Source organism: Staphylococcus sp. SA22, assembly GCF_054165785.1.
Genome location: NZ_JBSZQY010000005.1, coordinates 153,335 through 167,440, shown reverse-complemented (window position 1 = coordinate 167,440; position 14,106 = coordinate 153,335). Strand labels below are relative to the sequence as shown.

The 14,106-nt window shown below is 30.9% G+C and carries 18 protein-coding genes and 2 pseudogenes; 15 read left to right on the top strand and 5 right to left on the bottom strand.

Annotated features, from left to right (window positions below):
- The 7 genes and pseudogenes from ACXQH5_RS06720 to ACXQH5_RS06690 all read left to right on the top strand — a co-directional run.
- Positions 1 to 169, top strand: a pseudogene (locus ACXQH5_RS06720) (IS5/IS1182 family transposase); the annotation flags it as partial.
- 283 nt (positions 170 to 452) lie between these two features.
- Positions 453 to 530 carry a putative holin-like toxin gene (locus tag ACXQH5_RS06715; protein WP_099112139.1) on the top strand — a complete coding sequence of 26 codons (78 nt, stop codon included), beginning with the start codon at positions 453 to 455 and terminating at the stop codon, positions 528 to 530.
- 538 nt (positions 531 to 1,068) lie between these two features.
- Positions 1,069 to 1,167, top strand: a pseudogene (locus tag ACXQH5_RS06710) (hypothetical protein); the annotation flags it as partial.
- A complete protein-coding gene (locus tag ACXQH5_RS06705) occupies positions 1,159 to 1,446 on the top strand; it encodes a lactococcin 972 family bacteriocin (protein WP_000478237.1) in 288 nt (95 codons plus the stop codon). The pseudogene ACXQH5_RS06710 and the gene ACXQH5_RS06705, both read left to right, overlap by 9 nt.
- Positions 1,447 to 1,489: 43 nt before the next feature.
- A complete protein-coding gene (locus tag ACXQH5_RS06700; protein ID WP_000870825.1) occupies positions 1,490 to 3,454 on the top strand; it encodes a bacteriocin-associated integral membrane family protein in 1,965 nt (654 codons plus the stop codon).
- Positions 3,455 to 3,456: 2 nt separating this feature from the next.
- On the top strand, positions 3,457 to 3,777 hold the full coding sequence (locus ACXQH5_RS06695; RefSeq protein ID WP_000668628.1) for a YxeA family protein: 321 nt from the start codon (positions 3,457 to 3,459) through the stop codon (positions 3,775 to 3,777).
- On the top strand, positions 3,774 to 4,415 hold the full coding sequence (locus ACXQH5_RS06690) for an ABC transporter ATP-binding protein (protein WP_000571180.1): 642 nt from the start codon (positions 3,774 to 3,776) through the stop codon (positions 4,413 to 4,415). The genes ACXQH5_RS06695 and ACXQH5_RS06690 overlap by 4 nt, the downstream gene beginning before the upstream one ends.
- A gap of 87 nt (positions 4,416 to 4,502) precedes the next feature.
- On the opposite strand, the gene ACXQH5_RS06685 is transcribed toward ACXQH5_RS06690, so the two are convergent.
- The gene (locus tag ACXQH5_RS06685; RefSeq protein ID WP_001795266.1) at positions 4,503 to 4,793 is read right to left on the bottom strand and encodes a hypothetical protein; all 291 of its coding nucleotides are present in this window, start codon (positions 4,791 to 4,793) and stop codon (positions 4,503 to 4,505) included.
- An 89-nt stretch (positions 4,794 to 4,882) separates the two neighbouring features.
- Here ACXQH5_RS06685 and ACXQH5_RS06680 point away from each other — a divergent pair, with 89 nt between their 5' ends.
- Positions 4,883 to 5,071, top strand: a complete 189-nt coding sequence (locus ACXQH5_RS06680; RefSeq protein WP_323670550.1) for a poly(glycerol-phosphate) alpha-glucosyltransferase — start codon at positions 4,883 to 4,885, stop codon at positions 5,069 to 5,071.
- Between the two features lie 88 nt (positions 5,072 to 5,159).
- Here the strand turns inward: ACXQH5_RS06680 and ACXQH5_RS06675 are convergent, their stop codons facing one another.
- Positions 5,160 to 5,516 carry a DoxX family protein gene (locus tag ACXQH5_RS06675; protein ID WP_000766009.1) on the bottom strand — a complete coding sequence of 119 codons (357 nt, stop codon included), beginning with the start codon at positions 5,514 to 5,516 and terminating at the stop codon, positions 5,160 to 5,162.
- A 487-nt stretch (positions 5,517 to 6,003) separates the two neighbouring features.
- Between ACXQH5_RS06675 and ACXQH5_RS06670 the strand changes: the two genes are divergently transcribed.
- Positions 6,004 to 6,963: an ABC transporter substrate-binding protein gene (locus tag ACXQH5_RS06670; RefSeq protein ID WP_001081331.1), complete on the top strand. Its 960-nt coding sequence runs from the start codon at positions 6,004 to 6,006 to the stop codon at positions 6,961 to 6,963.
- 45 nt (positions 6,964 to 7,008) lie between these two features.
- Here ACXQH5_RS06670 and ACXQH5_RS06665 read toward each other — a convergent pair whose 3' ends face one another.
- Positions 7,009 to 7,140, bottom strand: a complete 132-nt coding sequence (locus tag ACXQH5_RS06665; protein ID WP_020978112.1) for an SAR1012 family small protein — start codon at positions 7,138 to 7,140, stop codon at positions 7,009 to 7,011.
- A gap of 63 nt (positions 7,141 to 7,203) precedes the next feature.
- Positions 7,204 to 7,419 (bottom strand): TM2 domain-containing protein, encoded by a 216-nt coding sequence (locus ACXQH5_RS06660; protein ID WP_000867357.1) that lies wholly within the window; start codon positions 7,417 to 7,419, stop codon positions 7,204 to 7,206.
- Positions 7,420 to 7,583: 164 nt separating this feature from the next.
- Between ACXQH5_RS06660 and ACXQH5_RS06655 the strand changes: the two genes are divergently transcribed.
- Positions 7,584 to 8,135, top strand: a complete 552-nt coding sequence (locus ACXQH5_RS06655; RefSeq protein ID WP_000620942.1) for a GNAT family N-acetyltransferase — start codon at positions 7,584 to 7,586, stop codon at positions 8,133 to 8,135.
- A 50-nt stretch (positions 8,136 to 8,185) separates the two neighbouring features.
- Here ACXQH5_RS06655 and ACXQH5_RS06650 read toward each other — a convergent pair whose 3' ends face one another.
- A complete protein-coding gene (locus tag ACXQH5_RS06650) occupies positions 8,186 to 9,124 on the bottom strand; it encodes a 1,4-dihydroxy-2-naphthoate polyprenyltransferase (RefSeq protein WP_000070968.1) in 939 nt (312 codons plus the stop codon).
- A 150-nt stretch (positions 9,125 to 9,274) separates the two neighbouring features.
- Between ACXQH5_RS06650 and ACXQH5_RS06645 the strand changes: the two genes are divergently transcribed.
- From ACXQH5_RS06645 to menB, 5 genes are read left to right on the top strand one after another with little or no spacing between them, the layout of a single operon-like run.
- Positions 9,275 to 9,352 carry a hypothetical protein gene (locus ACXQH5_RS06645; RefSeq protein WP_072357920.1) on the top strand — a complete coding sequence of 26 codons (78 nt, stop codon included), beginning with the start codon at positions 9,275 to 9,277 and terminating at the stop codon, positions 9,350 to 9,352.
- Entirely contained in the window at positions 9,333 to 10,667 is a 1,335-nt protein-coding gene (locus ACXQH5_RS06640; RefSeq protein ID WP_223200555.1) for an isochorismate synthase, read from the top strand. The genes ACXQH5_RS06645 and ACXQH5_RS06640 overlap by 20 nt, the downstream gene beginning before the upstream one ends.
- Positions 10,654 to 12,327 carry a 2-succinyl-5-enolpyruvyl-6-hydroxy-3-cyclohexene-1-carboxylic-acid synthase gene (menD, locus tag ACXQH5_RS06635; protein ID WP_000526687.1) on the top strand — a complete coding sequence of 558 codons (1,674 nt, stop codon included), beginning with the start codon at positions 10,654 to 10,656 and terminating at the stop codon, positions 12,325 to 12,327. The genes ACXQH5_RS06640 and menD overlap by 14 nt, the downstream gene beginning before the upstream one ends.
- Positions 12,314 to 13,117, top strand: a complete 804-nt coding sequence (gene menH, locus ACXQH5_RS06630) for a 2-succinyl-6-hydroxy-2,4-cyclohexadiene-1-carboxylate synthase (protein WP_000150220.1) — start codon at positions 12,314 to 12,316, stop codon at positions 13,115 to 13,117. Before menD ends, menH begins: the two co-directional genes overlap by 14 nt.
- Positions 13,110 to 13,931 carry a 1,4-dihydroxy-2-naphthoyl-CoA synthase gene (gene menB, locus ACXQH5_RS06625; RefSeq protein ID WP_000184947.1) on the top strand — a complete coding sequence of 274 codons (822 nt, stop codon included), beginning with the start codon at positions 13,110 to 13,112 and terminating at the stop codon, positions 13,929 to 13,931. The genes menH and menB overlap by 8 nt, the downstream gene beginning before the upstream one ends.
- The last annotated feature ends 175 nt before the right edge of the window (positions 13,932 to 14,106 follow it).

Sequence of the window (14,106 nt, the reverse complement as noted above, 5' to 3'; positions counted from 1 at the left end):
AATGTCAGTTCGAGGAATAAATAAAGTTAAACGAGAGCTAGGTTTTGTATTAATGGCACTTAATATAAGGAAAATAGCAGCTCGACGAGCTGTATATTATCAAATACATTTAAAAAAAGCTGATTTCTATCAAATAATTAATAGAAATCAGCTTTTTTACATTGCCTAAGAACTTAATGTCCCAGCCTCTTTTTGCTTTAGAATAGCAATACGAAGATTCGAGGCATGCTTTATTATAGTGTATACATTTTAACGGCAAGCAGTTATCATTGAGGTTATATTTTAGTCAGTTTTTTATTACTAAATATTTTATAAAAATGGTATAATATTTTGTGGGCAAGTTGAATTGATGGTGGCTATCTGAGTAAAGGGGGGATGGTGCCTATGGCATTACTTAACACTTTTGAAAGGAAAAGCCTATTGTGATATCTATTGCAAACGCATTACATTTAATGTTAAGTTTCGGTATGTTTATCGTCACTTTCATTGGTATAGTAGTCGCAATAATAAATTTAAGCAATAAAAAATAACCATCATTTCAAAACTTTGACATAGAATGATGGTTAAAGAAAATCTCATTTAGTCACCGTCTTTTTAACGGGCTCATTAGGCGACATGTTCCTCCATGTCGTCTTTTTATATTTTTATAGTAACATATCTTTTATTTAATTGTCTATTTTTATTAGATGTGTAACAAAATTTTGAAGTATTTTCCTTATATTGCTTGCTAAACATGTCAGATTTGAAAGGAAAATCATACTATAGTAGAAATCACTTATGATTCTATGGCAGTACTTATACATAAGTGATTTCTATTGAATATGTAATGAAGTTCATATATTAATATAACTTTCATTGGTATAGTATTCGCAATGATTAATTTAAACAATATAAAACAACCATCATTTCAAAACTTTGACAAAGAATAATGGTTAAAGCAAATCTCATTTAGTCACCGTCTTTTTAACGGGTTCAATAGGCGACATGTTCCTGCATATCGTCTATTTATGCACTGCGCAATTTAATAATAATACAATTATACTTTGATGTCCATTTAACATAAAGTAGTTGAAATTTGCAGCAAATAAATTAATCTTGACTATTTTCAGAAAATTCTGTATAAATAACAAAAAAGAGATATGGATTAAATATGAAGAGGTGTTTTTAGAGAAGAACAAAATTTATGGCGCTATATTATATTTATCTTTAGCACTTGGATTATCAACAGCAGCTTTTGCATCTACAGAATACGCAGAAGGAGGCACTTGGAGTCACGGTGTCGGCAGTAAGTATGTTTGGTCTTATTATTATCATGGTCATAAAGGACATGGTGCAACAGCTAGTGGAAAATACAGATCATTTAGTGGTTATACAAGAGCTGGTGTAAAAGCATCAACTACTAAACATAATTGGTGGGTCAATAGAGCATATTATAACATTTATTAAATACTAAATAATCATACAAAATAAACAACGCAAGAGGTACAACATGAAATGGTTCAAATTAATACTTGATGTTACAATCTTCATTCTGATTGCTATATTGTTATTTGTTTATACATATAAAGAAAACCAAGAAATATTGACTGATACTAAATACCCTATAGCGGTAACTGACTGGAATAAAAAATATAGTAAAAATGAGATTTATAAACGTATAGATCAGTTCGCTAAAAAAGAGAACGTAGCAATCTATAAATCAACTTCAAATTATACAAACAAAAATGTAGATAAAGATATATATGTATTTAATAAATCAAAAGCAACAACTATCACTCCTTTTAATGCTAAATATAACATTCATTATTTAAGTGATGACGAATTATTAAAAAAAGATATCAAAGGGAGTTATTTTGTAAAAGACAAAAATTTTGACGTGTCTAAATTCATAAATTTTTTAAAAGAATATGGTGTTACTGCTGAATCATTCAAAATAGATCATATGATGATTGCCGTTGGTGTCATTAAACAAATGAATATAGTAGTTCCGTTATCCTCACTTTTAATCGTTTATTTTATTTATTATATTTTCGAAAAGAACATTAATTTCAAAGCGTATGCGATTAAGTATTTAAATGGTTTTACATTAAGAAAAATAATTTTTGAAAATTTTTCAAAGAAATGCACGTATTGGGTAACGTTAATCATAACTCAAATTCTTTTAACTACAAGTGTACTTTGGATATTAAATTACACGGGTAATTTAGATTTATTCATATTAAGATTAGTTCTGCTTTCATGTCTTTTTATTTTAACGATTAGTGTTATTAATTTATGGACTTTCTTAATGTTACTAAATTTAAATATTGCCAATATGATTAAAGGTAAGCAGCACTTTAAAACGATTCGTTTTATTAATACAGTTTGTAAAAGTATTCTCTTAGTACTAATAGCTAGTGTAATGATAGAAAATACTAGTGTTATTAAAGATTTGAATAAAATAAAGGAAACTGAGAAGTATTGGAATGTATTAGATGATTATTACACGATTGAATTTGCACCTTATCATGAAACGAAACAAAGTTTGATTGATAATATGCTGCGATCAGAACAATTAGTAAAGGCTAGTGAAGCAGAAAATAATGCGATTTTATTCAAACCAAAGGGTGACTCCGTTGACAATGACAACTTTTCGCCTGATGAGGGGAATGTAATATTAGTAAATAATCAGTTCTGGTCGATTTATCACAAGCAGTTTCAACCTGATATTCCGATAAAAAATCAAAAAAATAATGTCGAAGTAATTATTCCACAAAAGTTTCATGCAATGCGTAATGAAATCAATCAAGCATATCATTCATGGTTTGAATTTGTACAAAATAAAAATAATAAAGAGAATAAGTTATCTATACAGTTTATCAACAAAAATGATTATCGAATTTTTTCATTTGATGCACGAGATAGTCGCCATTTGTCATTTATAGAGGCGCCAATCATTGTGAATGTTCAGGCATCAGATTTATCGAATGATTTTTATTATGCCATGATCAGTCAAGGCGGGTATTTATTCAAAAATTATGACGCGCTAGTAAAAAGTATTGAAAAGTATCATCTTGATGGGGAAATCAGTGGAATAACCAATTATAAAGATAGCGTGATGGAAATGTATCATGAAAACAATTTGAAATTAACAGTACTCAACTTTTCACAAATCATTATCGCAATCATTTTAATAATTATTATTTTATTTGATGTGAAATATTATTTTGAACAACATCGAAAATTACTCGTAATCAAAAAGCTATATGGTTATTCAACATTAAGAGCCAATTACCGATACTTATTAATAAATAATATAGTTGTTGTTTTTATTGGAATATTGACGAATGTAATTTTACATTCTCACTATATAATGATGATATTTGCAACGATCCTTGTCGTTCAAATATTATTGCAGATTTGCAGCCTATACTATCATGGCCGACGTTTTAATGAAGTTATCAAGGAGTTTTAACTATGAAATTTATCATTGCAATATTATTAGGATTAATCGTATCCATTACTATTGCTTTTACAATCATACATCATCCTATACTAGATCGTTTTAATCCTTTCTTAAAAACGGAGTATAGTTATGCCAAAGTGCCAAAAGGTACGCAACAATATGTTAATATTACGGCTTATAGTGAAAGAGGGGAAAAGCTTGATTATAAATTAACATTTAATGGATTTTCACCTAGTAGAACGTATGTCGAAATAAAGCATAAAGGGCAATATGTTATATCCATCACATATGTTGAAAAAGAGGATACACCAAAAGAGGTAAGACAAGAATGATAGAATTAAAAGATTTAACCATACAAAAAGGTAATACACATATTTTGAAGAAACTTAATTTGAAATTTCAATGTGGAAAATCATATGCACTTATTGGTAAAAGTGGATGCGGTAAATCTACACTATTAAATACTATTGCTGGACTTGAAAAAACAGGGAAACAATATGTCTATTTTAATGGTCAATTAGAACAATTTAAATCTAATTTTTACAGAGATAAATTAGGCTATTTATTTCAAAATTATGGATTAATCGATAATCTGACAGTAAATGAAAATTTAGATATTGGATTAGCATATAAAAAAATAAGTAAGAAAGAAAAAGAACAATTAAAGATACGTTATATAGAACAGTTTGGTCTGTCAAACAGTTTAAAAAGAAAAGTTCATACGCTAAGTGGAGGTGAACAACAACATGTCGCTTTAATTAGAATGATGTTAAAAGATCCGATTGTTATGTTAGCTGATGAACCAACGGGTGCGTTAGATCCTAAAACAGGACAGATGATTATTCAATCATTATTTGATTTGGTCAATGAAAATAAAGTGCTAATTTTAGCAACACATGATATGGCTATTGCAAATCAATGTGATGAAATAATAGATTTAGAACAGTATAGAAAAGTAGCATCTATGTAATATCCAAAAGATAAAATTAAAAGCCAATCAATTGGGAATGTTAAGTTCAACACTCCGTTTGATTGGCTTTTATAATGCGTTGCTATGTTATGAAAGTAATAACGGCAAACTGAAAAAAAGCAATATAATAATATTTAATACGATTAGTAATAAATGTAATTGATTTTTCGTTTTAATATAGCAAAAAACAATGACTAAAGATAACAACAATATCATGATTGCACCTGGGAAGAACCATAATGCTGAAGCTGTGTACCAAATCATTGGTAACGCCATAATAATAAAAGATATAAGACAAGAAAGGATACCAATAATATTATAAGTTCTAGTCAAAATTACACCTCCAATTTTCATTTTAAAATGACATGCGTAAAACAATCATTTTAAATACATCATACAATAAAATTAAATTGTATGATAGATGAATTTGAAATTAAATTGAATTGGCTTGATTAAAAGGTGATTTTATAGAGGATAATAAAAATGGTTATTTAATAGAAAACCATAATATTAACGACATGGCTGATAAAATACTTCAGCTTATTAATAATGATGTATTAGCAGCGGAGTTTGGTTCGAAAGCAAGAGAAAACATTATAGAAAAATATTCAACGGAATCAATATTAGAAAAATGGTTAAATCTTTTCAATAGCTAAATGAAAAAATCCTAGGTATTCATGAGTACCTAGGATTTTTACGCATGATATATACAAAAAAAGAGAGGATAGTCCTCTCAAATAATAGTTAATAAAATTGTAGCCATTTCTTCCAGCTATAACTACTAATACAAGCTAAGTTCATTACGATATGTATGATTTCAAATTCATAACCACTTACATATCCTCTTGTAAGTTTAAGTGTGAAGATTGAGCCTAACATAACACAAATATAAAAAACATTAACATAAGGCGTTAAAAAGCCGATAATAAGTGCTAAACCTCCAACAACTTCACCAATTGACATCAATACTGCGATGGTAGGTGGTAAACCTAAAGAGCCTAAGAAGTGAATTGTTCCATCTAAATCAACAAATTTCAAAGTACCATGCACTAAGAATGATGTTGCTAACATCCATCTAATTAAAAGCATACCTAATTTCATCATGTCACCTCCAACATTCGTATTTTTAAAACATAGTCCAAATTATATTTGTAAACATGTGGAAAGTAAAGATTTTTTATAAGATTAATTATTAAATATTTATTAAATATTCTATTGTATTGAACAATTGTTGTAGAAAGATGTTTAAGTCATCAGTTACTTTTTGCATTTATAAATAAAGATTAGTACAGCATAGTGCAAAGATTATAGGGAAATGAATTAACTATTGCATCACTATTTATGAATCGTAATCACTATTATGAAATTGCAAGAGTAGTATGGACAATTAGAATGATGGTTTGAGATAAATGAGTGTTATTGACCAGTGCGTCATCTTCAAAATTGGAGGCCATTTGCTGTTTATAATAAGAAGATTTGATAATCAACTATGATAAGAAAAAATAATAATTCCCTAAATATATCATAAACAAATTAAATGATAAAATAATAATATAGTTTTCTACTAAAGTTGTTTGGAGGTAAATGTGTGAATAGGAATATCGTTAAATTAGTTGTGTTTATGCTAATCTTCGTTGTAGCAGTAGCGGGTTGTGGTCAAAAAGATACTGAAGAGAAAACTGAAATGACGACAATAAAAGATGAATTAGGAACTGAAAAAATTAAGAAAAATCCTAAACGTGTTGTTGTATTAGAATATAGTTTTGCTGATTATTTAGCAGCATTAGATATGAAACCTGTTGGTATTGCAGATGATGGCAGCAGTAAAAATATAACAAAGTCAGTAAGAGATAAGGTTGGGGCATATGAATCGGTTGGATCTAGACCGCAACCGAATATGGAAGTGATAAGTAAATTAAAACCGGATTTGATCATAGCAGATGTTAGCAGACATAAGAAAATCAAATCAGAATTAAGCAAAATTGCTCCGACAATCATGTTAGTTAGCGGTACGGGAGATTATAATGCAAATATTGATGCATTTAAAACAGTCGCTAAAGCAGTAGGCAAAGAGAAAGAAGGCGAGAAACGTCTGGAAAAGCATGATAAAATATTAGCGGAGATTAGAAAGAAAATTGAACAGAGTACGTTAAAAACTGCATTTGCATTCGGTATCTCAAGAGCAGGTATGTTTATTAATAATGAAGATACATTTATGGGACAATTCTTAATTAAAATGGGTATTCAACCTGAAGTCACAAAAGACAAAACTACGCATGTTGGTGAACGCAAGGGTGGTCCTTATATTTATTTAAATAATGAAGAACTTGCCAATATCAATCCAAAAGTTATGATTTTAGCCACTGACGGAAAAACGGACAAAAATAGAACGAAATTCATTGATCCTGCAGTTTGGAAATCATTAAAAGCTGTGAAAGATAACAAAGTTTATGACGTTGACCGAAATAAGTGGTTGAAATCAAGGGGTATTATCGCAAGTGAAAGTATGGCAGAAGATTTAGAAAAAATTGCAGAAAAAGCAAAATAAAAATACAGCGCCACTCGTAAATCATATAAGAGTGGCGCTGTATTTTTAATTATGTTTATTATCTGTCGGATGTGATGATTTACCTGAAAGTTTATTTCGAATAAATTTAATTACATAACCGACAAGGATTGTTTTAACAATTCTTTTAATGAATTGGCGCATCGTTACATACCTCATTTCTCTATATCTTACGAACTATATACCCATTCATATATGCTTTTCAAACGTCATTGTCACAATTTAATTTTTAGGGAATATAATATAACCATCTTTATCTGCTTTTTTAGTAAAAATGACAAAAATGGCATGTATTATTGAGATGATGGTAGGGATACCTGTCCAGAAAAATAATAAGTGAAAAAGACCTTGTCCAAATTTATCAGCATAAAATTTATGAATACCTAAACCTCCAAGAAATAATGCAACAATAACATAAATGGCTTTATTGACTTTCATTTGTAAATCCTCCTTAACTATAATTCTACTTAAATTCGTTGTGAAAACCAATATTTCTAACTTTAGAATTTTCAAACTTTCTAAAATTATAAGTATATCTTTTTAAAATAAGGTAGAATTTCTATATAATAAATGTTAATAACGTAAAAGGGAATGATGACATAGTGATACGTCAAGCACGTCCAGAGGACCGATTTGATATTGCGAAGTTAGTTTATATGGTTTGGGATGATATGGAATTAGAATTGGTAAAGCATCTACCTAAAGACATAGTATTAGATGCAATTGAAAAAAGCTGTGTTGATGCAACATATCGAACTTTTTATCAGCATATTTTAGTTTATGAAGTTGAAAATAAAGTAGCAGGTTGTATTATTAGCTATAGCGGTGAAAATGAATTGAAATATGAAAAAGCATGGGAACTACTTGACTTGCCAGAAGAAATAAAACAATATGGCACGCCATTACCTGTAAAAGAAGCTAAAGACGATGAGTATTATATAGAAACAATTGCGACATTTGAAGCATATAGAGGTAGAGGCATCGCGACAAAGTTATTAACGTCATTACTTGAATCAAATACACATGTTAAATGGAGTTTGAATTGCGATATTAATAATGAAGCAGCATTAAAGTTATATAAAAAAGTAGGCTTTATATCTGATGGACAGATTGAATTATACAAGCACATGTATCATCATTTAATTGTTAAATAAAAAACTCGACAGTTCGATGTAAGTCGATTGCCGAGTAGTATCATTTTCTATTAAATGCCTGCAAATAATGCACTAATATAAATACCTAATGCATATAATAAACCGAAAAATGTATTTGTTTTACCAGCAGCAACCATTGCTGGCATCATTGTAGGCGGTGTATCATTCTTCTTGAAACGTCTGATAACTTTAACAGGCATTGGGAATGATAACAACGCAAGTAAGTAAAATAATGAGCCACCAGGTTTAATAATGATCGTAAGTACAATAAAGGCATAAGCGATAAAGTACATGATTGCCATAAATGTTAAAGAAGCATTTTTACCTAATAGAATGGGTAAAGTTTTACGACCACTTGCTTTATCTTTGACACGGTCGCGAATATTGTTAGCCATATTAATTAAACCGATAGTGATTACTATAGGTACACTTAGCCAAATTACATAGCTTTGAATATTGCCAGTTTGAATAAAGAATGCAATAACGATAATAAACATACCCATAAATACGCCTGAGAATAATTCACCGAAAGGCGTCCATGAAATAGGGAAAGGGCCACCTGTATATAGGTAACCAACAGCCATACATACTAATCCAACTGGTAATAACCAAAATGAAGAGTTAGCAGCTAAAAACAAACCTAATATTGCTGCTAAGATGTAAAATGCAATGGCTAATCGTAGCACAAGCTCTGGGCTCATACCGTTGCGTACAATTGCACCACCAATGCCTACAGATTCATGATCATCAAGGCCTTTTTTATAATCATAGTATTCGTTAAACATATTAGTTGCTGCTTGAATAAGTAAGCATGCTAGTAACATGGCAATGAATAGGCTGATTTTAATATGATCTTCGCTACCAAGAAAATATATTTTAGATGCTGCTGTACCAACTAAAACGGGTACTACGGAAGCAGTTAATGTATGAGGACGCATTAAATGCCAATATTTCTTAACTGTAGAATATTGCTGATATTGATTACTCATTGAATACAAAACCTCTTTAAATCATATTTTTTATAACAAAGATATTTTAATAGAAAGTAGCATAAAGGTCAATTGACGTGAAAAATTGCAAGATAAGTTTAAGCAATTCTTGTAACACAATTATCCAAAAATGATACAATATAATAATGAGTGAAAAAAGACGAAGAAAGAAGTGAAATGGATGGCTACGGGCGTATTAGAGGACGATATTGTCAAAGAGATATATGACAGCTCAAAGGAATGGGTTTCAGTTGAAGTGAAATTATCACAGTCACTAGACCCGAGCACATTATTTCATCTCACTGACAATGAGGCAGGAGATCGCTTTTATATGCGTTTGAATGATAATCGAACGTCATATTTTGGCTACAAAGCAATTCAATTATTCAAAAATAATTCTAAAAATAAACAATCTATTTTTAAAGACTGGGAAAAATTAAAACATAACATCACATTTATACATCCGCAATCTGAGAAACATCATCTTCGAGTTGTTGGAGGATTCCAATTTTCAAGTCATAAATCAGATGATGAATGGCGAGAGTTCGGACTAAATCATTTTGTATTACCTGAAGTTTTAATTTCAACTGATAATAATGGGACATTTTTAACTTATACAGTTAAAAGGGAAAGTTTTACTGTTGAGGCATTGAACGATTTAATGGATTTGTTCAACAATATATCGGATATAGATGTGGACGAGCAAATTGGGGAAATTACTAGAAATGAAGATATTTATAAAGATGACTGGCGTCAACTTGTAGTAGAAGCAATAGAATCTATTAATAATGAAGAAAAAATTGTACTAGCACGTAGACGGTTAATAAAGTTCGATAAAGATATCAGTATTCCATATATTCTAAAGCAAGCATATTCTAAAGAAAAAAACAGTTATATATTCTTGTTAGAATCACAAGATTCTATATTCTTTTCACAAACACCTGAACAATTAATAAAGGTCAATAATAAAATACTATCGACTAAAGCTGTAGCAGGTACAATTAAACGTTCACAAGATGAGGACGAAGATACAAAAAATGTTGAAGCATTTTTAAAAGATAATAAAAACTTAATCGAACATCGATTTGTTGTTGACAGTATTTTACATGATATTAAACCTTATATCACTGAATTACATTATGATAAGACGCCTAAAATTCTAAAAAATGATCATTTATATCACTTGTACACTGAAATAAAGGCGCCACTGAAGGATGATTCGTATATTAGTTTAATTGATAATTTACATCCAACACCTGCTTTAGGTGGCTATCCAAAAGAATTTGCGATGGATTTTATTGAACAGAAAGAATTTGGTACACGAGGATTATATGGTGCGCCGGTTGGCTATATAGATATATATGATGATTGTGAATTTATTGTTGCAATTCGTTCGATGCTTATTAAGAAAGCACAAGCAACTTTATTTGCTGGGTGTGGCATTGTTAAAGATTCTGATCCAGATAGTGAATTGGCAGAAACGAATCTTAAGTTCACACCTATGATGAATGCATTAGGAGTCGATATGAATGGGAAATCATAAAGCAGCTTTAACGAAGCAAGTTTTTACATTTGCATCAGAGTTATATGCGTACGGCGTAAGGGAAGTAGTTATCAGTCCGGGATCACGCTCAACGCCACTTGCACTTGCATTTGAAGCACATCCAAATATTAAAACATGGATACACCCCGATGAGCGAAGTGCAGCGTTTTTTGCAGTTGGGTTAATTAAAGGCAGTGAAAGACCTGTCGCTATATTATGTACGTCAGGTACAGCAGCAGCGAATTATACGCCTGCAATTGCTGAAAGCCAAATTAGTAGAATTCCATTAATCGTTTTAACAAGTGACCGTCCGCATGAATTAAGAAGTGTTGGCGCACCACAAGCGATTAATCAAGTAAATATGTTTAATAATTATGTAAGTTATGAGTTCGATATGCCTATTGCGGATGATAGTAAAGAGACGATTGATGCAATTTATTATCAAATGCAAATTGCTAGTCAATATTTATATGGACCACATAAAGGGCCAATTCATTTTAACTTGCCATTTAGAGATCCGTTAACACCTGATTTGAATGCAACAGAATTGTTAACTTCTGAGATGAAGATTTTACCGCACTATCAAAAAAGTATAGATGCATCGGCATTAAGACACATTTTAAATAAGAAAAAAGGTTTAATTATTGTAGGGGATATGCAGCACCAAGAAGTTGATCAAATACTGACGTATTCAACGATATATGATTTGCCTATTTTAGCTGATCCTTTAAGTCATTTAAGAAAATTTGATCATCCGAATGTTATCTGTACATATGATTTGTTGTTTAGAAGCGGTTTAGACTTAAATGTGGATTTCGTAATTCGTGTTGGGAAACCAGTGATTTCTAAAAAGTTGAATCAATGGTTAAAGAAAACTGATGCATTTCAAATATTAGTGCAAAACAATGATAAGATTGATGTCTTTCCAATAGCACCAGATATTTCATATGAAATATCTGCGAATGATTTCTTTAGGTCATTAATGGAAGACACGACAGTTAATCGCGTAAGTTGGTTAGAAAAATGGCAATGCTTAGAGAAAAAAGGGCGTAAAGAAATTAAATGTTATTTAGAACAAGCTACAGATGAGAGTGCATTCGTTGGTGAATTGATTAAGAAAACATCTGAAAAAGATGCATTATTTATTAGTAATAGTATGCCAATCAGAGATGTAGATAACTTGTTATTGAATAAAAATATAGATGTTTATGCGAATCGTGGTGCGAATGGTATTGATGGTATCGTTTCAACTGCACTGGGTATGGCTGTGCATAAACGAATAACATTATTGATAGGTGATTTGTCATTTTATCATGATATGAATGGACTATTAATGTCAAAATTAAATAATATTCAGATGAATATTGTATTATTGAACAACGATGGTGGCGGTATTTTTTCATATTTACCACAAAAAGAAAGTGCAACCGACTATTTTGAACGGTTGTTTGGCACACCGACGGGATTGGATTTCGAGTATACAGCTAAGTTATATCAATTCGATTTTAAACGTTTTAACAGTGTTTCAGAATTTAAAAATGCCACATTGTTATCTGAAACTTCGACGATTTATGAATTGATAACGAATCGCGAAGATAACTTTAAACAGCATCAAATTTTATATCAGAAATTGAGTGAAATGATTCATGACACATTATAATTACTATGAAGCAAACGTTGAGACCAATCAAGTTTTAGTATTACTGCATGGTTTTCTTAGCGACAGTCGTACTTATCATAATCACATCGATAAATATACTAATATCTGTCATGTCATCACTATAGACTTACCAGGACATGGCGAAGATCAGTCTTCAATGGATGAAACGTGGAATTTTGATTATATTACGACGTTGTTAGACCGAATTTTAGATAAATATAAAGATAAATCAATAACATTGTTTGGATATTCAATGGGGGGGCGTGTTGCATTATATTATGCAATTAATGGTCACATCCCTATATCTAATTTGATATTAGAAAGTACGTCACCAGGTATTAAAGAAGAAGCAAATCAATTGGAACGCCGTCTTGTTGATGATGCACGTGCTAAAGTATTAGACATAGCAGGTATTGAATTATTTGTTAATGATTGGGAAAAGTTGCCATTATTTCAATCGCAACTAGAATTACCAGTTGAAATACAACATCAAATAAGACAACAACGATTGTCTCAATCGCCACAGAAAATGGCCAAAGCATTAAGAGATTATGGTACAGGTCAAATGCCAAACTTATGGCCGCGCCTGAAAGAAATTAAAGTACCAACATTAATATTAGCTGGAGAATATGATGAAAAATTTGTACAGATTGCGAAAAAAATGGCAAATTTAATTCCTAATAGTAAATGTAAATTAATTTCTGCTACAGGTCATACAATTCATGTGGAAGATAGTGATGAATTTGATACAATGATATTAGGATATTTAAAGGAGGAGCAAAATGACTAACAGACAATGGGAAACACTTAGAGAATATGATGAAATCAAATATGAATTTTACGAAGGGATTGCTAAGGTAACAATAAATCGCCCTGAAGTACGCAATGCGTTTACACCTAAAACAGTTGCTGAAATGATTGACGCATTTTCACGTGCACGTGATGATCAAAACGTTTCAGTTATCGTATTAACTGGTGAAGGTGATTTAGCATTCTGTTCTGGTGGTGACCAGAAGAAACGTGGACATGGTGGTTATGTAGGTGAAGACCAAATCCCTCGCTTAAATGTATTAGATTTACAGCGTTTAATTCGTATTATTCCAAAACCGGTTATCGCGATGGTAAAAGGATATGCTGTAGGTGGCGGTAATGTACTAAATGTTGTTTGTGACTTAACGATTGCTGCTGATAATGCTATTTTTGGACAAACTGGTCCTAAAGTAGGTTCATTTGATGCGGGTTATGGTTCAGGATATTTAGCACGTATCGTTGGACATAAGAAAGCACGTGAAATTTGGTACTTATGTCGTCAATACAATGCACAAGAAGCTTTAGATATGGGTCTAGTAAATACAGTGGTACCTTTAGAAAAAGTTGAAGATGAAACTGTGCAATGGTGTAAAGAGATTATGAAACACTCACCAACAGCTTTACGATTCCTTAAAGCAGCTATGAATGCTGACACAGATGGTTTAGCTGGTTTACAACAAATGGCTGGGGATGCAACATTGCTTTATTACACAACTGATGAAGCGAAAGAAGGCCGTGATGCGTTTAAAGAAAAACGTGATCCTGACTTCGATCAATTCCCTAAATTCCCATAAGTTATTTTGAATATGATATTAAGTCACTTGCGTCGTTTATTAGCGACGATAAGTGGCTTTTTTATTTTATAAGAATTTAAAAGGGGCTTTTAATTAATTATCATAAAGATAAGATAGTTTGAGAAAAATTAATAGAGAAAGAATAAATGTTAAAGATTATTATTACAATGAAAAA

Excerpts from the sequence above, each read along its gene's own strand:
- ACXQH5_RS06715 (WP_099112139.1), top strand. The coding sequence starts at position 453 with ATGTTAAGTTTCGGTATGTTTATCGTCACTTTCATTGGTATAGTAGTC.
- ACXQH5_RS06700 (WP_000870825.1), top strand. The coding sequence starts at position 1,490 with ATGAAATGGTTCAAATTAATACTTGATGTTACAATCTTCATTCTGATT.
- ACXQH5_RS06695 (WP_000668628.1), top strand. The coding sequence starts at position 3,457 with ATGAAATTTATCATTGCAATATTATTAGGATTAATCGTATCCATTACT.
- ACXQH5_RS06690 (WP_000571180.1), top strand. The coding sequence starts at position 3,774 with ATGATAGAATTAAAAGATTTAACCATACAAAAAGGTAATACACATATT.
- ACXQH5_RS06675 (WP_000766009.1), bottom strand. The coding sequence starts at position 5,516 with ATGAAATTAGGTATGCTTTTAATTAGATGGATGTTAGCAACATCATTC.
- ACXQH5_RS06665 (WP_020978112.1), bottom strand. The coding sequence starts at position 7,140 with ATGAGGTATGTAACGATGCGCCAATTCATTAAAAGAATTGTTAAAACA.
- ACXQH5_RS06660 (WP_000867357.1), bottom strand. The coding sequence starts at position 7,419 with ATGAAAGTCAATAAAGCCATTTATGTTATTGTTGCATTATTTCTTGGA.
- ACXQH5_RS06650 (WP_000070968.1), bottom strand. The coding sequence starts at position 9,124 with ATGAGTAATCAATATCAGCAATATTCTACAGTTAAGAAATATTGGCAT.
- menD (WP_000526687.1), top strand. The coding sequence starts at position 10,654 with ATGGGAAATCATAAAGCAGCTTTAACGAAGCAAGTTTTTACATTTGCA.
- menH (WP_000150220.1), top strand. The coding sequence starts at position 12,314 with ATGACACATTATAATTACTATGAAGCAAACGTTGAGACCAATCAAGTT.
- menB (WP_000184947.1), top strand. The coding sequence starts at position 13,110 with ATGACTAACAGACAATGGGAAACACTTAGAGAATATGATGAAATCAAA.